This is a genomic window from Anaerolineales bacterium, assembly GCA_019637755.1.
GTDB lineage: Bacteria > Chloroflexota > Anaerolineae > Anaerolineales > UBA11579 > JAMCZK01.
Genome location: JAHBVC010000002.1, coordinates 215,428 through 232,329 on the forward strand (window position 1 = coordinate 215,428; position 16,902 = coordinate 232,329).

The 16,902-nt window shown below is 62.5% G+C and carries 17 protein-coding genes; 10 read left to right on the plus strand and 7 right to left on the minus strand.

Annotated elements, in window-relative coordinates; genetic code table 11:
* Nucleotides 1–425 precede the first annotated feature (425 nt).
* Both KF821_08855 and KF821_08860 read right to left on the minus strand, forming a co-directional pair.
* Nucleotides 426–851, minus strand: coding sequence for a ferredoxin family protein (locus tag KF821_08855; protein MBX3005916.1), 426 nt, complete (start codon nt 849–851; stop codon nt 426–428).
* A 128-nt stretch (nt 852–979) separates the two neighbouring features.
* Complete coding sequence (locus tag KF821_08860; GenBank protein MBX3005917.1) at nt 980–1,582, minus strand: superoxide dismutase; 603 nt, start codon at nt 1,580–1,582, stop codon at nt 980–982.
* 85 nt (nt 1,583–1,667) lie between these two features.
* Here KF821_08860 and KF821_08865 point away from each other — a divergent pair, with 85 nt between their 5' ends.
* On the plus strand, nt 1,668–2,642 hold the full coding sequence (locus KF821_08865; GenBank protein MBX3005918.1) for a DMT family transporter: 975 nt from the start codon (nt 1,668–1,670) through the stop codon (nt 2,640–2,642).
* 26 nt (nt 2,643–2,668) lie between these two features.
* Nucleotides 2,669–3,256: a hypothetical protein gene (locus KF821_08870; protein ID MBX3005919.1), complete on the plus strand. Its 588-nt coding sequence runs from the start codon at nt 2,669–2,671 to the stop codon at nt 3,254–3,256.
* Nucleotides 3,257–3,903: 647 nt separating this feature from the next.
* Here KF821_08870 and malQ read toward each other — a convergent pair.
* Nucleotides 3,904–5,394 carry a 4-alpha-glucanotransferase gene (gene malQ, locus KF821_08875; GenBank protein MBX3005920.1) on the minus strand — a complete coding sequence of 497 codons (1,491 nt, stop codon included), beginning with the start codon at nt 5,392–5,394 and terminating at the stop codon, nt 3,904–3,906.
* 318 nt (nt 5,395–5,712) lie between these two features.
* On the opposite strand from malQ, the gene KF821_08880 reads away from it, so the two are divergent.
* From KF821_08880 to KF821_08905, 6 genes are all read left to right on the plus strand, one after another.
* Nucleotides 5,713–7,041: a hypothetical protein gene (locus KF821_08880; protein MBX3005921.1), complete on the plus strand. Its 1,329-nt coding sequence runs from the start codon at nt 5,713–5,715 to the stop codon at nt 7,039–7,041.
* A gap of 15 nt (nt 7,042–7,056) precedes the next feature.
* Entirely contained in the window at nt 7,057–8,028 is a 972-nt protein-coding gene (locus KF821_08885; protein MBX3005922.1) for an aldo/keto reductase, read from the plus strand.
* A 352-nt stretch (nt 8,029–8,380) separates the two neighbouring features.
* On the plus strand, nt 8,381–9,562 hold the full coding sequence (locus tag KF821_08890; GenBank protein MBX3005923.1) for an aminopeptidase P family protein: 1,182 nt from the start codon (nt 8,381–8,383) through the stop codon (nt 9,560–9,562).
* A 1-nt stretch (nt 9,563) separates the two neighbouring features.
* The gene (locus KF821_08895) at nt 9,564–10,028 is read left to right on the plus strand and encodes a methylglyoxal synthase (protein MBX3005924.1); all 465 of its coding nucleotides are present in this window, start codon (nt 9,564–9,566) and stop codon (nt 10,026–10,028) included.
* A gap of 359 nt (nt 10,029–10,387) precedes the next feature.
* Nucleotides 10,388–11,383 carry a P1 family peptidase gene (locus KF821_08900; protein MBX3005925.1) on the plus strand — a complete coding sequence of 332 codons (996 nt, stop codon included), beginning with the start codon at nt 10,388–10,390 and terminating at the stop codon, nt 11,381–11,383.
* 68 nt (nt 11,384–11,451) lie between these two features.
* Nucleotides 11,452–12,066 carry a hypothetical protein gene (locus KF821_08905; protein ID MBX3005926.1) on the plus strand — a complete coding sequence of 205 codons (615 nt, stop codon included), beginning with the start codon at nt 11,452–11,454 and terminating at the stop codon, nt 12,064–12,066.
* Between the two features lie 143 nt (nt 12,067–12,209).
* On the opposite strand, the gene KF821_08910 is transcribed toward KF821_08905, so the two are convergent.
* The gene (locus tag KF821_08910; protein MBX3005927.1) at nt 12,210–12,740 is read right to left on the minus strand and encodes an NYN domain-containing protein; all 531 of its coding nucleotides are present in this window, start codon (nt 12,738–12,740) and stop codon (nt 12,210–12,212) included.
* A gap of 80 nt (nt 12,741–12,820) precedes the next feature.
* Entirely contained in the window at nt 12,821–13,204 is a 384-nt protein-coding gene (locus KF821_08915) for a hypothetical protein (protein ID MBX3005928.1), read from the minus strand.
* A gap of 94 nt (nt 13,205–13,298) precedes the next feature.
* Between KF821_08915 and KF821_08920 the strand changes: the two genes are divergently transcribed.
* Together KF821_08920 and KF821_08925 are read left to right on the plus strand one after the other, a co-directional pair.
* Nucleotides 13,299–13,892, plus strand: coding sequence for an SGNH/GDSL hydrolase family protein (locus KF821_08920; protein MBX3005929.1), 594 nt, complete (start codon nt 13,299–13,301; stop codon nt 13,890–13,892).
* A complete protein-coding gene (locus KF821_08925; GenBank protein MBX3005930.1) occupies nt 13,892–15,142 on the plus strand; it encodes a YcaQ family DNA glycosylase in 1,251 nt (416 codons plus the stop codon). Before KF821_08920 ends, KF821_08925 begins: the two co-directional genes overlap by 1 nt.
* On the opposite strand, the gene KF821_08930 is transcribed toward KF821_08925, so the two are convergent.
* Both KF821_08930 and KF821_08935 read right to left on the minus strand, forming a co-directional pair.
* Complete coding sequence (locus KF821_08930; protein MBX3005931.1) at nt 15,139–16,443, minus strand: ABC transporter substrate-binding protein; 1,305 nt, start codon at nt 16,441–16,443, stop codon at nt 15,139–15,141. The two genes, KF821_08925 and KF821_08930, sit on opposite strands and share 4 nt — an antisense overlap.
* Nucleotides 16,440–16,793 (minus strand): 4a-hydroxytetrahydrobiopterin dehydratase, encoded by a 354-nt coding sequence (locus KF821_08935; protein ID MBX3005932.1) that lies wholly within the window; start codon nt 16,791–16,793, stop codon nt 16,440–16,442. Before KF821_08935 ends, KF821_08930 begins: the two co-directional genes overlap by 4 nt.
* Nucleotides 16,794–16,902: the final 109 nt, after the last annotated feature.

Consider the following 16,902-nt stretch of genomic DNA (forward strand, 5'->3'; position numbering starts at 1 on the left):
GTGCCGCCGGTTTGCTGCGATGCGCGTTGGGGATGAGGAGGATGGCCTAAGGATTCCGTGGCTGCGTTCGGGACAGATTGCTTCGTGCGCAGCTCCTGCGGAGCATGCTCCTCGCAATGACAAGATGAGGATGGATAGGCTTTGCTTTGGCCTAAAGGATTCCTCGCAATGACAAGGGCGCGATAGCTAGACTTTGCTTGGCCTAAAGGATTCCTCGGCTGGAAGGCATTATTGCTTTGTGGATTTCAGTACACCGCCTCGGAATGACGGGCGGAATATGCGCAGCTCCTGCGGAGAGTGCGAGTTGCAATGACAAGGTGCCCTCACCCGTTCACTACGTTCGCTCCCATAGCGGGCTGGTTGCCGTGATAGGTATACAAAAAGAGCCCGCCGAATGGCGGGCTCTTGGTGAGGCTTGGTGAGGATTACTTGCCGTGCTGCTGCCAGCCGTCCCAGTAGCCTGGGCCGCTGCCGAAGTAATCGTAGTTGAACTGAATGTCATCGCGGAGGTTAACCGTTTCACCGGCGGTCAGGGTCTTGACCGTATCGATGGCTACGGCGTGTCCGTGGTGATTGCTGCCTTCGTAGTGCTCAGCAAAGCCAGGGGTGCCGGCGGGCTTGGACTGCTTCTGATCGGCCTTGGCCTCGTAGGAGTCAGGCACTTCATCTTCGGTGAAGATAGCTTCGAAGGGGCACTCCGGGATGCAGGCGCCACAATCGATGCAGGTGTTGGGATCAATGTAGTAGAGCGGGTATTGATCCTGAGGCATACCGGGAACAATACACTCGACTGGGCAAACTTCTACGCAACCGCCGTCACGCAGGCATAAACTGGTGATGATGTGGGTCATTTAGTGAACCTCCGTTGAGCGTATTTTACACCCAGGTTGCTATTTTTGCTAGCCCCGATTTAGCGAAACACCACGGGCCAGCGAAGATTCGCTGGCCCGGGCTTGCCTGCTTGTGGGGACTGCGCAGGCTAGGCCGCGAAGCGCTTGGCGACCTCATCCCAATTGACTACGTTCCACCAGGCGCCGACGTAATCGGGGCGGCGGTTCTGGTAGTTGAGGTAGTAGGCGTGCTCCCAAACATCCACGCCCAGGATGGCGGTCTTGCCGTTGGAGATGGGGTTATCCTGATTCGGGGTGGCCACGATGGCAACGCCATCGCCTTCTTTTACCAGCCAGGCCCAGCCGGAGCCGAACTGGCCACCGGCGGCAGCGACGAACTTCTGCTTGAAGGTGTCGAAATCGCCGAAGGCCTTGTTGATCGCATCGGCCAATGCACCGCTGGGGGCGCCGCCGCCATTGGGCGACATGACCTGCCAGAACAGGCTGTGGTTGAAGTGACCGCCGCCATTGTTGCGCACGGCGGTGCGGATGTCTTCGGGGATGGCGTTGAGATCCTTCAACAGGTCCTCAATGGATTTGTCGGCCAGCTCGGGGTGCTTTTCGATGGCGGCGTTGAGGTTGTTCACATAGGCCTGATGGTGCTTGCCGTGGTGAATCTCCATGGTGCGGGCATCGATATGTGGCTCCAGAGCGTTGAACTCGTAGGGCAGTGCGGGAAGGGTAAAAGCCATTTTGAGTCTCCTTTCAATTGAGAAAACGGCCAAAAATAGGTTAAGTTACAATGGCAGTGGCGATTGTAGTCGTTGCCTTTCCCCTTTGTCAAGAAAAGCCCCGATCGAGGCTGTGAACACCCCCACCAAACCTTCCGTTAGCCCGCATGTGGTTCTGGCGCTGGGCATTTTTGCGGTGGCCTCTTCTTCGCTGCTGATCCGCTTCGCGCAGGCCGAGGTGGGCTCGCTGGTGATCGCGGCGTACCGCATGGCGCTCTCGGCCTTGATCCTGATCCCGCTGACCCTGCCGCGGCATAGCGGCGAACTGCGCGGCCTCAGCCGGCGTGGTGTAGCGCTGGCGGCGTTGAGCGGCGTGCTGCTGGCAGTGCACTTTGCCAGTTGGATCCTTTCGTTGGAATACACCAGCGTGGCCAGCTCCGTGGTGCTGGTGACCACCAACCCGCTGTGGGTGGCGTTGCTGGCGCCGCTGGTGCTGAAGGAGCGCCTGGGGCGCGGAGTGCTACTAGGCATGCTGGTGGCGCTGGCGGGTGGCGTGGGCGTGGCGCTGAGCGATAGCTGCACGCTGGCGGCCAGCGGGCTGGCCTGCCCGCCCTGGCAGGAATTTGTGGCTGGGCGGGCATTTTACGGCAACCTGCTGGCGCTGGTGGGTGCGCTAAGCGGGGCAGGCTATATTCTCATCGGGCGCATCCTGCGGCCGCAGCTCTCGCTGACCGCGTATATCTTCCTGGTGTATGGCATGGCGGCGCTGGTGCTGGTGGCACTGGTGCCGTTCTCGGGCCAGGCGGCGTTTGGGTTCAGCCCGAGCAGCTATGTGTATCTTTTGCTGCTGGCGGTGCTGCCGCAGTTGATCGGGCACTCTAGTTTTAACTGGGCGCTGGCACATCTGCCGGCCTCTTATGTTTCGATCGCCCTGCTGGGCGAGCCGGTGAGCAGTATTGTGCTGGCGACGCTGCTGCTGGGGGAAACGCCCAGCGGGTTCAAGCTGCTGGGGGCTGGCCTGATCCTGGTGGGCATCTTGATCGCCAGTCTGGCGCCTGGCGCACAAGCGCCAGATGTATAATTCAGCCACTGACAAAGGAGTTAACCATGCTAGTACGCTGTACGCATTGCCACACCCCTTTTACATTGAATCAGGAAACCATTCACGCCGCGCTGGACCAGCTAGAGGCGAAGGGTTGGAAGCACTACAACGCCTACTGCCCGCGCTGTGCGCGCACCAATGTGGTGCCGCGCGATCAATTGCTGCGCTTCGCCCCGGATTGGGCGCCAGGCGGGGCGGCCCCTGCCCCCAGCGCGCCGGCCATGCCGGCCAGCGCGCCCAAGCCGGCGCCGGTAGCGCCAGCGCCCGCCAAGGTTGAGGCCAAGCCAGTAGCCGCCAGGCCGGCGCCAGTGAAAAAGGCCGCCCCAGCGAAGAAGGCTGCCCCAGCGAAGAAGGCTGCTCCGGCCAAGAAGGCTGCTCCGGCCAAGAAGGCTGCTCCGGCCAAGAAGGCGGCACCGGCGAAGAAGGCGGCTCCGGCCAAGAAGGCGGCGCCAGCTAAGAAGGCTGCGGCGAAGAAGCCTGCAGCCAAGAAGGCGGCCGTGAAGAAGGCAGCGCCGGCCAAGAAGGCCGCGGCCAAAAAGCCCGCCGCCAAGAAGACGGCCGCCAAGAAGGCACCCGCCAAGAAAAAGAAGTAAGCAAAAAACGACCCCGCACGGGGTCGTTTTTTCTATACTTCTATTGACGCCAATCCCCCCGCACCTTGAGCGAGCGCAGCTCGCAAGCTGCCCGGAATGACAACACCCCCGAAGGTTGTTATTCTGGGCAGCGCTTTTGTATCTGCGGGAGAAGCAAGTGCTTAACCACAAAGACACAAAGGTCACAAAGAGGGCAAAGGTCTGTTCGTTTTTATAGAGTGTGCTCGGGGTGACCTAAAGGATTCCTCTCTCGCTGCGCTCGTTCGGAATGACGTGAGCTCAAAACTTTGTGTTCTTTGTGGCTAAAGGCAAACCACAAAGTCACAAAGGACACAAAGAGAAGGCCAGGGTCTGTTCGTTTTTGCAGAGTGTGCTCGGTTTGGCCTAAAGGATTCTCGGCTGGAAGGCGCAGCCGGGCGCTGCGCTCGCTCGGAATGACGTGAGCTCAAACTTTGTGTTCTTTGTGGCTAAAGGCAAACCACAAAGTCACAAAGGACACAAAGAAGGCAAGGGTCTGTTCGTTTTTGCAGAGTGTGCTCGGTGTGGCCCTAAAGGATTCCTCTCTCGCTGCGCTCGTTCGGAATGACGTGAGCTCAAAACTTTGTGTTCTTTGTGTTCTTTGTGGTTAAGGGATAAAGCAAAACCGCTTACTTGCTGCGCGCGTTGCGCTGGTTGAGTGCGGCGATGCGCTGGGCCAGGCTGGGGGTGAGGTGGCCGCCGTCTACGCGCCAGTGCCAGTTGCCCAGCGGCGTGCCGGGGATGTTCATGCGGGCTGCGCTGCCCAACTCCAGAAAATCCTGCAGGGGGGCTACGGTGAGGGCGGCTTGTGAAGCCCACAACATTTCGAGCATGCTCCACACGAAACCTTGCGGGCCGACTTGGATATAGCGCTCACACAGGGCACGCTGCGCGGCAGGGGCATGTTCAAACCAGCCCAGGAACGTGTCATTGTCGTGCGTGCCGGAGTAGGCGACGCAATTGACCGGATAGTTGTGCGGCAGGAAGGGATGCTCCATGCCGAGGTCAAAGCCGAATTGGAAGACCTTCATGCCGGGCAGATGGAACTGGTCGCGCAGGGCGATGACCTCAGGGGCGGCCTCGCCGCCAAGGTCTTCGGCGATGAGTGGCAGGTGGCCGAGCTCACGCTCGACGGTGTGGAAAAAATCTTCGCCGGGACCGAGCTCCCAGGTGCCGTGCATGGCCGTGTCTTCACTGGCAGGGATGGCGTAGTAGGTAGCGAAGCCGCGGAAGTGATCGAGGCGAATCACATCCGCCTGGGCGAGGGTGGCGCGCAGGCGATTGAGCCACCAGGCGTAGCCTTCGGCCTTGTGCAGATCCCAGCGGTAGAGCGGGTTGCCCCACAGTTGGCCAGTGGTGCTGAAGATATCGGGCGGCACGCCGGCCACACGCTGCGGCGCGCCGTGGGCGTCGAGCTCGAACAGATCCGGGCGGCACCACACATCGGCGCTGTCGTGGGCGACATAGATGGGCAGATCGCCGATGACGCCCACGCCGCGGGCGGCCATATGGGCGCGCAGTTGCGTCCACTGGCGGAAGAGCAGGAATTGTTGGAAGGCGTAATAGGCCAAGCTGCTGGCCTGGGCCTGGCGCACGGCGGCCAGTGCTTCAGGGTGGCGCGCCCGCAGCGGCGCGGGCCAGTGCGGCCAGGCCTGCTGGCCGTGCTGGCTCTTGAGCACCATGAACATACTGTAGTCGTCGAGCCAGGCGGCCTGGGCGGCGCAAAAGGCTGCGAATTCGGCGCGCAGGGCCGGCAGGCTGTGCAGGCGGGCAAAGGCCACCTGGTAGAGGCCGCGTTTCCACTGCGTGACGGCGGGGAAATCGACGGTGTGGGATGGGAAGGCCGGCGCGGTTTCGAGGTGGGCAGCATCCAGCAAACCATCCACCAGCAGCTGCTCGGGGCTGAGCAGATTGGGGTTGAGCGCGAACGAAGAATAGGATTGGTACGGCGATTCGCCGTAGCCGGTGGGACCCAGCGGCAGGGTCTGCCACCAGCGCGTGCCGCTGGCGGCGAGGAAATCTACCCAGGCATAGGCTTGCGGCCCCAGGTCGCCGATGCCAAAGCGGCCGGGCAGGCTGGTGATGTGGAGCAGGATGCCGGAGCGGTGTTGGAAATCCATGCGTACTGGGATTTTATCAGCGAGCAGTAGCACTTTCTTCTTTCTCAGGAGCCCTGCCCTGGCCCCGTAGGGGGAACTACGCTGCGCTTGCGTTGGTTCCCCCTAACCCCCTCCGCAGATCGTTCAAGCCGGGTGCTGCAACCTACGGAGCTCACTTGGTGGCCCGCGTCGCAACTGCGGGTCATCCCATGGCAGCGTCACTATAAGCGGATGGCTGCCCGCTTATGACGGCTTTATGGCTGATAGCTGATAGCTGATGGCTGATGGCTGATGGCTGTTAGCTGTTAGCTGTCAACTGATTTGGTACACTCCACACATATGCAATCCCCTACCCCTCCCCTGACCCAAAAACGAATTTTGCTGACCTGGCTGCCCTTGGCGGCCAGTTGGCTTTTGATGGCGCTCGAGATGCCCTACATCAACGCCGCGCTGGCGCGGCTGCCGCAGAGTGTGCATATGATCGCCGCCTTCGGCATTGCCGCTTCGCTGAGCATTACGATCGAGAGCCCGGTGATCTCGCTGCTCTCGACGAGTACGGCCCTGGCGCGCAGCCGCCAAAATTACCTGATGCTGCGGCGCTTTACGCAGCATTTGATGGTGCTCACCACTCTGCTGCACATCCTGCTGGGCTGGTCGCCCTTGTTTGATTGGGTGGTGCGCGGCTGGATGGGCGTGCCGGCCAGCCTGCTGCCCTCGGTACAGTTGGGGCTGCAGCTCATGGCGGTGTGGAGCGCGGCGATCGCCTGGCGGCGCTTCCGCCAGGGCATCCTCATCCGCTTTGGGCAGAGCCAGTATGTAGGCAAGGGCACCTTGGTGCGGCTGTTGGCCTCGGCGGGCAGTGCCACCCTGCTGGCCCTGTTCACGCCGATGCCGGGTGTAGGCATCGGCACGCTGGCCCTCAGCCTCGGCGTGGTGGCCGAGGCGCTGTATGCCCAGCAGGTCTCGGCGCGGCTGGTGGCCGAGCGCTTCGGCGCAGACAGCTCGCAGGCAGCGCCGGAGCTGAGCTATGGCGCGCTGGTGAACTTTCACTGGCCGCTGGCGATGAGCAATCTGCTGTTTCTGTTTACGCAACCTCTGATCGCCGCGGCGCTGGCGCGCAGCCCGGAGCCGGAGACGGCGCTGGCCGCCTGGCCGGTGCTGAACGGGCTGTTCTTCCTCAGCCGTTCGTTGGAAATGGCCATCCCTGAAGTCACGATTGCCCTGTACGACGAACCCGGCAGCCAGGCGGCCTTGCGGCGCTTCAGCTACCGGGTGGGCCTGGCCGCCAGCCTGCTGCTCACGCTGGTGGCGTTCACGCCGCTGTCGGATTTTTACTTTCACACGCTGATCGGCGTGGATGGCCAGTTGGCGGCGCTGGCCGAAGGCGGCGCACGCCTGGGCGTGCTGCTGCCGCTGGCCATGGCAGCGGTGTGCCTGGCGCGCGGCCTGCTGACGGCGCAGCGCATCACGCGGCCGCAAGCCTACGCCATGGCGCTGGAGCTGGCGGTGCTGGCCGGAGTGCTGGCCGGCGGCGTGGCACTGGGCCTGCCGAGCATTCCCACCGCGGCGGCAGCGCTGACGCTTTCGATGGCCACTGAAGCGATCTACTTAGGTACGCTGGCGCACAAGGCGCCCATTCCCGCCGCGGCGCTGCCGCTGCAAAACTGAGGAGCACATATGGACATGCAATACACAACGCTCGGACGCACCGGCTTGCAGGTCAGCCGTTTGTGCCTGGGCACGATGAACTTCGGGCCGAAGACCAGCGAAGCGGATAGCTTCGCGATCATGGACCGCGCCCTGGAGCTGGGCATCAACTTCTTCGATACGGCCAATGTGTACGGCTGGAAGAAAGGTGAAGGCGTGACCGAGCAGATCGTCGGGCGCTGGTTTGGGCAAGGGGGCGGGCGCCGCGAGAAGGTGGTGCTGGCCACCAAGGTGTACGGCGAAATGGGCGACTGGCCCAACGAGAAGCGCCTCTCGGCGCGGCATATTCGCCAGGCCTGTGAGGCCAGCCTGAAGCGCTTGCAGACCGAGTATATCGATCTGTATCAAATGCACCATATTGACCGCACGACGCCGTGGGAAGAGATCTGGCAGGCGATGGAGGTGCTGGTGCAGCAAGGCAAGGTGATCTACATCGGCAGCAGCAACTTCGCTGGCTTCCACATTGCCCAGGCGCAAGCCGAGGCCAAAGCGCGCCACTTCATGGGCCTGGTGTGCGAGCAGAGCTTGTACAACCTGGCGGCGCGGCGCATTGAGCAGGAAGTGATCCCGGCGTGCCGCGAGTACGGCCTGGGCCTGATCCCCTACAGCCCGCTGGCGGCGGGCACGCTGGCCGGCGCCTTCGAGAAGGTGAAGGACAGCCGCCGCACGGATGACCGCAACCAGGAGCAGGTGAAACGCCGTGAGCAGCAGCACAAGGATTATGAAGCCCTGTGCGCAAAGCTGGGCGCCAGCCCGGCCACGGTGGCGATGGCTTGGCTGCTCGCCAACCCGGTGGTGACGGCGCCCATCATTGGCCCGCGCACGCTGGAGCAGTTGGAGACCGCGCTGCAGCCGTTGGAGTTTGCGTTGGATGCGGAGACGCTGAAGGCGCTGGATGAGATCTGGCCCGGCCCGGGCGGCGAGGCGCCGGAAGCGTACGCATGGTAAAACGCCAAAAAAGCATTGGCGTTTTACCATGCGTTTGGCGTATTGCGCTGCTTCGCAGCGCCTAATACGCCAGCCAATAGAGGTGCGTTCACTTGTAGGTTGAACTCTGTATTTCGGGCGGGCGGGTTACGCTGCTCCGCAGCGGTTCTGCCTGGAAACTTGTGATTCCGATGAACGGCGAATGGCGTGAGGAGAAAACCTTTAGGGCAAAGGATTTCAAACCAGATTTGCAATGCCCTAAAGGATTCCTCCCTCGTTTCACTCGGTCGGAATGACGGTTCTCATATATAGTGCCACTAATCGATTAACTGACGAACCCGATTAGACGATCAAACAAGATTGGCGGAAGCAAATGGCAACACTCGTACAAGAAAAAACCCAGCAAGCCGTCAGCATCCTACAGGAGCACAACGTAGACCTGTGGCTGACCTTTGTGCGCGAGACGCGTGCCGGGGGCGACCCGATGCTGCCGATCATCGTGGGGGCTGAGCTTACCTGGCAAAGCGCGCTGATGGTGACGCGCCAGGGCGAGCGCATTGCCATCGTGGGCACGATGGAGGTGGACACGCTGGAGCACACCGGCGCGTATGACACCGTGCTCGGCTACGACCATTCCATTCGCCAGGTATTGCAAGAAACGCTACAACGCCTGAACCCCGCCCAGATCGCGGTGAACATCTCGCGCAATGATCCCTTTGCCGATGGGCTGGGCAGCGGCTTGCAGGAAGTGCTGCGTGAGTATTTGGGGGCCTACGCCGAGCGCCTGATCTCAGCCGAGCGCATTGTGATGGCGGTGCGCGGCCGCAAAACGGCCGAAGAACAGCGCCGCATCCGCCTGGCGATCGCTGCCGCGGAGGAGATCTTCGCCGCCACCTACCCCTTTGTAGGCGTGGGGCGCAGCGAGCGCCAGATCGCCGCGCACATGCACGCCGAGACGCAGCGGCGCGGGCTGGATTTTGCCTGGGATGCGCCGTTCTGCCCGGCGGTGAACAGCGGGCCAGACAGCCCGATCGGCCACGCCGCCCCGACAGATATCCAGGTGCAGCCCGGCCATCTGGTGCACTTCGATTTTGGCGTGATGGTGGAGGAGTACACCTCGGACCTGCAGCGCATGCTGTACGTTCTGCGCCCGGGTGAACGCCAGGCGCCCGCCGAGGTGCAGCGCGGCTTCGATACGATCCGCGCGGCGATCGAAGCGGCGGTGGCGCTGATCAGGCCCGGGGTGAGTGGGCTGGCGGTGGATACGGCGGCACGCCAGGTGGTGACCGCAGCCGGCTACCCCGAGTTTCCGCACGCGCTGGGCCACCAGATGGGCCGCAGCGTGCACGACGGCGGCGGGCTGCTCGGCCCGCTGTGGGAGAAGTACGGCGAGACGCCCAGGCTGCCGCTGGAGGTGGGCCAGGTGTTTACCGTGGAGCCCAGCCTGATCGTGCCCGGCTATGGGTGCATGGGGCTGGAAGAAGACGTGGTGGTGACAGCCAACGGCTGCGAGTTCCTTGGGCCGCCGCAAACTGAGTTGATCTACGTGGAGTGATATGCCCATCCATTATCTACCTGCCAAAAAACGCATTGCCTTAGTGGCGCACGATGGCCGCAAGAAAGACTTGATCGAGTGGGCGGTCTACAACAAGGGCACGCTCGCCAACCATGAGCTGTACGGCACCGGCGGCACGGGCACGCGCATCGCCGAAGCCACCGGGTTGCACGTCACGCGCTTTCTGAGCGGCCCGCTGGGCGGCGACCAGCAGTTGGGCGCGGCGATCGCCGTGGCCGAGATCGACATGCTGGTCTTTTTCTGGGATCCGCTGGAGCCGCAGCCGCACGACCCGGATGTGAAGGCGTTGCTGCGCCTGGCGGTGCTGCATAACATCCCCACGGCCTCCAATCGCTCCAGCGCAGACTTCCTGATTACGTCCCCATTGATGGCGCAGGAGTACGGGCGCAAGGTGCCGGATCTGTCGCGGCGTATGCAGGAGATCCGTGAGGATGAGGCGGATTAAGTAACTACTCCTCGCAATGACAAGAAAACAACCGTCATTGCGAGCGCAGCGAAGCAATCTGGTTTATGCCCAGCGTGCTACCCCCAGATTGCCTCGTCCGTTGCCGCTGCTGCGCAGCGCCTACTCCTCGCAATGACAAAGCAGCGAAGACAAAGAAGACAACTGTCATTGCGAGCGCAGCGAAGCAATTTGGTTTAAGCCCAGCGCGCTAACCCTAGATTGCTTCGTCCGTTGCCGTTGCTGCGCAGCGCCTACTCCTCACAATGACGGATTGGCTGGGTCGCAACGACAATTCAGGCTGACAGCTAACAGCTGAATGCTGATTGCTGTTTGGTACACTCCCCGACAGGAGAACTCCTATGCCAACCAACAACTCCATCACTGCCATTCCTGGTATCCGCGTCGGCCATGCGCATGACGAAGCGGCCGCCACCGGTTGCACCGTCATCTTGGCCGAGAAAGGCGCGGTGGCCAGCGTCGACCAGCGCGGCGGCGCGCCGGGCACACGCGAGACCGACCTGCTGCGGCCCGGCCATCTGGTCAACAAAGTACACGCCATCATGCTATCGGGCGGCTCGGCCTTTGGGCTGGACGCGGCCAGCGGCGCCATGCGCTACCTTGAGGAGCGCAAAGTAGGCCTCAACGTGGGCGTAGCGCGCGTGCCGATCGTGCCCAGCGCGATCTTGTTCGATCTGGGCATCGGTTCGGCGACGCGCCGCCCCGATGCGGCGATGGGCTACCAGGCCTGCGTGAACGCCAGCACCGCGGAGCCCGCCCAGGGCAACGCCGGGGCCGGCATGGGCGCCACGGTGGGCAAGCTGCTGGGCATGGGCCAAGCCATCAAGGCGGGCATTGGCAACGCGCTGGTGGACGCCGGCGGCGGGGTTAAGGTGGGGGCATTGATCGCGGTCAACACTTTTGGCGATGTGATCGGGCCGGATGGCGAGATCCTGGCGGGTGTGCGCTCGATCAAAAAAGGCCCGCTCAAAATTGGCAAAGGCATGTTTGCCGACAGTATGCAGGTGCTGCGCACGGCCGCCGGGCGCAGCGTGATGGGCCTGGCGCAGGGTAGCAACACCGTCATCGGCGTGGTGGCCACCAACGCCCAGCTAGACAAGGAAGGCGCCAGCAAGGTGGCCGCGATGGCCAGCAACGGGCTGGCACGCTGCCTGCGCCCGGCGAACACCATGCTCGACGGCGACACGATCTTTGCCCTCAGCAGCGGCCGCAAGGCGGCAGATGTGAGCATTGTGGGCGCGTTTGCAGCCGAGGCAGTGGTGCAGGCGGTCTACAACGCCGTGCAGGCCGCCCGCGGCCTGGCGGGCGTGCCCAGCCTGCACGAGCTGGGCGGGTAACGAATTTTTCTAAATTGGGTTAACTAGATTAAATCGGCACCTACTCAAAAAGGAGAGGTTATATGTTGATGGAACGTATCATCGGCGCACTTACTTTCAAGCGCCAAGTGTATGCAGATGTAGAAAAGGACACCAGCTTCACCAGCACCGCCTGGGGCATTGTGGCGGTGGTGGCCTTCCTGAGCCAGCTAGGTACCACCGCCAGCGCGGCCTACGGCGAGGGTGGCCAGCTCAATGCCAGCAGTTGGCTGCTGGGTGCAATCGCCGGCACGGTAATTGCGGTGGCTGCCTTTGCGCTGGGCGCCTACCTGATTGCCTGGCTGGGCAAAGCGCTCTTCAAGGCCGATGTAACCTTTGAAGAGATGGTGCGCACCCTGGGCCTGGCCCAGGTGTGGACTCTGGCCAGCGTGCTGGGTGTAGCGGGTGCGTTTGTGCCGCTGCTGGGCTGCATCACTGCGCCGATTGCGTGCATTGGCGGCATTCTGGGCCTGGTTTCGTGGTTTGTGGCCGCCCAAGAAGCGCTGGATCTGGATACGGCGCAGACGGCGATCACCGTGATCGCTGGCTGGATTGTGAGCTTCCTGGTTTCTGGGTTGTTGGGCAGCGCCGTACTGGCTGCCGTTGGCCTGGCTTCCGGTGGCGCTTCGCTGCTGATGGACCAGTTGCGTCAGATCGCTCCGTAGTTTTTCTGTTCGAGTAACCCAAACAAAAGCGGTCGGGTGATTTGCCCCGACCGCTTTTTGTAATGATATTGACAACAGTTACCCTACTCGATATACTCTTTACAATCATGATGAGAGGGTAAACCTTAGGTACGTCCTTTGGTCTATCCCTCTCGTTTTGTTTTAAATTCTAGTTTTTCCTTCAAATCTGAGATATAGGCCGTTTTTGTGGCAAATTTACGCAACAGAGAAGAATAGCGGTGCCTATTGGGTACTAAAAGTGCCTTGAGTTTACCCAGCCCATCAAGGTGTTCAATGAGGCAAAGAAAGTCTCCATCTCCAGAAACAATAATCGCTTGATCGTAGTTTGGTAATTCAATCATGGAATGTAACACCAGTTCGGCATCCACATTTCCTTTTGTTACACCGTCTTTCTGAGAAATTGTTGGCTTATATATCATTTTGTATCCAACTTCTTCAAGAAAATCGTATAGCGATTGATTGCCGGGCTTCTTGCCAATAAAGAGATACACCTTATCCACCCTGTATTTATCTTTTAGATAAACGAAAAACCGCCTAAAGTCCAGTTTCCATCCAGAATAGACATTGTGCTTGCCAATAACAATATCATTGCTGACACCCAAGTTTAAATTTTGGCTGTCTACAAAAGCATAAACAGTGTGCTCCTCAGTCACTTTCCCACCTCTAGCGGACAACTTAACGCTATTGTACTATTTTCACCAGGAGTACCCCCCGAACTGCGAGCGAGGTGTTGCTAGCTCAGCATCTCACTGAGCGCCTGGGCAAACTGCGAGCGCGGCACCACCTTGTGTACGCCGGCCTTGCGTGCCGCCGCCAGCCGCGGCGCATCGGTGTGCGGGCCATAGGCCAGCCAGGGCACCGCCGCCAACGCCGTTTCGGCTTGGGCGGCAGCCAGCCAGCCCTGCCAAGGCAGCGCGCTGCCCAGATCCAGCAGCACCAGCGCAGTGGGTGCGGCGGCCAACTGGGCGCAGAACTGCGCCGGCGTCAGTGGCTGATCGATCCAGCTAAAGTCACCGCCAGCCGCTTGGGCAATCGCTTGCACCTTGGGCATGAAGAACAAATCGCTAGTGATGGCGAGGACGCGCGTAGAGCCTTCGGTCATAATCACTTCCAACATAGTGAATAGTAATCAGTGAGCAGTGATTAGGGGGCAAGCCTGAGCCCTGCTCACTGTTCACTGCTGACTTACTTCCTAACTATAATACCCAGCCATGCCCACCATCGTATTCATCGGAGACTCGATCACAGAAGGCGCCGCGGATTATGTGCGCGGCGGCTGGTCGCGCCGCCTGGCTGCCAGCCTGCCGCCGGGCTGGGAAGCGGTGCAAGCCGGCGTGGGCGGCGACACCATCCAACTCATTCTGGCGCGGCTGGAGCAAGACGCGCTGATCTACGCCCCGGATATTGTGGTGCTGGCGGTAGGCATCAACGACTCGCGCCGCTATGGTGCCAACGGGCCTTACGAAGTGCCCCTGGAAGAGTTCCGGCGCGGGCTGGCAGAGTTTGCCCGGCGCATGGCCGGCCACCCCACGCAGGTGCTGGTCGTAGGGCTCACCCCGCTCGACGAGGCGCGCACTCTGCCGATCGCCGAAGACCTGTATTACACGCAAGTGGCCGCCACGCAGTACGATGCGGCGCTGGAACACTTTGCCGCGCAGCACGGCTATCGCTACGTGGCGCTGGCGCCGGCCTTCGCCGCGGCCGGCGGTGCGGCCGCGCTCACGGCGGATGGCCTGCACCCTACCCCGGATGGCCATGCACTCATCGCCGCGGCGGTGCAGGCCGGGCTGCAAGGCTGGCTGTGATGGCAAAGAGTCTGCCAACTGAAGTCACGGTGAGCGTGGGGCAAGCGCGCCGCTACCTGGTGGCGTACCAGCGCCTGGCCCAGCCGCGCACTCTCAAGGGCAAAGCCGGGGCGCTCGAATACATCCGCCAGGTGAATTGCATCCAATTCGATCCGATCAATGTGGTGGGGCAAAACCCTCACCTCGTTTTGCAATCACGCGTGCGCAACTACCGGCCGGCACTGCTGGATGAACTGCTGTACCGCGAGCGCAGCCTGGTGGATGGCTTCGATAAGGTGATGTCGATCTACCCACGCGAAGACTGGCCCTTCTTCAACGCCTACCGCGCGGCGATGGGCCAACTGTACAAAGAGGCCAGCAGCACCGAGAAAGCCACGCGCCTGCTCGATTGGGTGCGCGAGGAAATTCGCACGCGCGGCCCGCTCTCGGCATTGGAATTGGAAGACGATACCAAGATGGATTGGTGGCTCACCGGCTCGGCGCGGGCGGTGCGCATCGCTCTCGACATTTTGTTTTACTCAGGCGAGGTAGTGATCCACCACCGGGTGGCCAACCGGCGCTATTTTGAGCTGGCGACGCGCGTATTGGGCGAGCCGCTCACCGCGCCGGCCGATCCGCACGAGGATGCCAGCGCCTACCGCGAATGGCACGTACTGCGCCGCATCGAAAGCATGGGGCTGGCTCGCCCGCAGGGCAACGGCCAATGGGGCGGCATCCAACGTAGTGGCTCGCTGGAGCCGGTGCTGGCGCGCCTGGTGGGCCGCGAGGCGATCGCCCGCGTGGGCGTGGAGGGCGTGCCCGGCCAGGTGTTTTACCTGCCGCGCAGCCAACTCGCCGCGCTACAACGCACGCCGCCGCGCCGGGCTGCTGCTGCCAGCTTCCTGGCGCCACTGGATAACCTGCTGTGGGATCGTGACCTGCTGGAGCAGCTGTTTGGCTTCTACTACCGCTGGGAAGTGTACGTGCCCGAGGCGAAACGCCAGTATGGCTACTATGTGCTGCCAGTCTTGTATGGCGATGCGTTTGTAGCGCGTTTTGACCCGGGCTATGACCGCAAAACACAAACGCTGACGATCAAGAATTGGTGGTGGCAGCCCGGCGTGCCGCGCCGCGATGAAGCAATGCAGACCGCTTTGGCGCAATGCCTGCGTGATTTCATGCGCTACCTGGGCGCCCAGCGCACAGTGCTGGGCGCGCCGGTGCAGCGCGAGCGCACGCTGAAGGCAATCGTGCGCCTGGCGGCGAGCTAAGGCGCCAGGGACGCGGGGGCGCGCAAGGTGTCTAGCTGGCGTACTTCGCCAGGCGTAGCGCCGAGCTGCCACAGCGCCAGCTGGGCGGGGCTGCGCTGCCCATCCGGGTAGCCGGCGGCCTGCAGCCCGGCGGCCACCTGGGCCGGCGTGATCGCCGCCGGCGAGCCGGCGGCAGCCAACGCATGCTCAAGGGCGCTGGTCAGGATGGCCAGGCTGGCCTGGGCGAAGCTGTCCTGTACCAGGCCCAGCACGGCAGGCGCCTGCCCCTCCCCCACGGGCTTCAGCGGCAGCGCCGAAACGAGATACAGCCCCTCGGCGAAGGCTGGATCGGCCAGGTATTCGTACAGCGCCGGCTCATAGGCCAGGCTGGGCGCGGCCACTGCGAAGCGCCCCTGCAGGCCGAGGTGGCCGAGCGCGTTGAGCACCGCGGCCAGCCCATACGAATCCGCATTGACATACAGCAGATTAACATTGAGATCGCGGGCAGTGTAGATCCACTCGTAGACGTTGAGATCCGCACGGGGGCTGAGCTCGACGGTTTGCACGATGGGCACATCAAGCTCCTCGGCAAATTGCTCCAGCTGCGGGGTGAATACTTCCCCCGCCAGGCTGCCCGGCCAGGAGACGATCGCCAGGCGCAGCGGGCTGCTCAGGCTGCGGGTATCCTCGGCGCGGCGCGGGGCTTGCATAAAGCGCAGCCAGTGGGCCAGGGCCTGGGCCGGAGGCGGCTCCAGGCCGTAGAGCACACCGCGGGCCTGGGCGGCAACTCCCGGACCAAGCGCAGGCAGATTGCGTTGTGTGAGCCACTGGATGAGCAGCTCTTCGCTGGCGGCATCGCAGAGCAGAGCTAGCGGCGCGGGCTGGTCCGTAGCGGCTTGCTGGGCGGCGGCCGCGGCGGATGGCTCCGGCTGGGTGGCATCGCCCGTATCGATCAGATCAAACTGTAACTGGGCCCCTTGCAGGCCACCGGCGGCGTTGTATTGCTGCAGGGCCGCCTCCAGCGCACCGGCACGCCATGCAGACGAAGCGGACAAGGGGCCGCTGCGGGCGCAGAACAGATGCAGGTGCAGAGTCTGCCCAGCGAAGGCGGTGCTGATCGTGGCGGCTGGCGTGGCGGGCTGGGCCGCGGCCGCGGTGGGCGTATAGGTGGCCAGGGTTTGGCCATACAGACTGGAGAAAATATAGGGGGTCGGCGTGGAGACCGGCGCAGGCAGGCTGAGCGCCGCGCTGGGTTGGCAGGCGAACAGACCCAGGGCCAACAGTGCCAACAAGCGGAGAGAGCGGCGTTTGACGGTGCTCATTCAGACGAATAGAGCGCGTCGGTCTTGGCAGCCATGATGAAATCGTTACCGTGCAGGCCGTGAATCTTGTGCGTCCACCATTCCACGCGCACTTTGCCCCATTCGGTGCGCAGCAGCGGGTGATGCCCCTGCTGCTCGGCCAGCGCTCCGACGCGTTGGGTGAAGGCGAGCGCGCCGGCAAAATCGGCAAAGCGGAAGCCGCGGCGCAGGCGCTGCACGCCGCCCACGCTGACCAGGCGCCATTCGGGCACCTGCGGCAGCAGCTGGTTGATCTCGGCGGCGGTGAGGGTGGGCTCGCCTGCCTGGCAGGCGGCACAGGTTCGTTGGCCTAACGGCACAAGCGTACTCATGGCTTGATTATAATGTTTGCGTAGCAGGGCTGGCTTAGGGCCACTTAAGCCTGCCCTATGCCGGTTGCAGCGCACCCGGCTTATCAAAACTGCGGCGAGGACTTGGCGT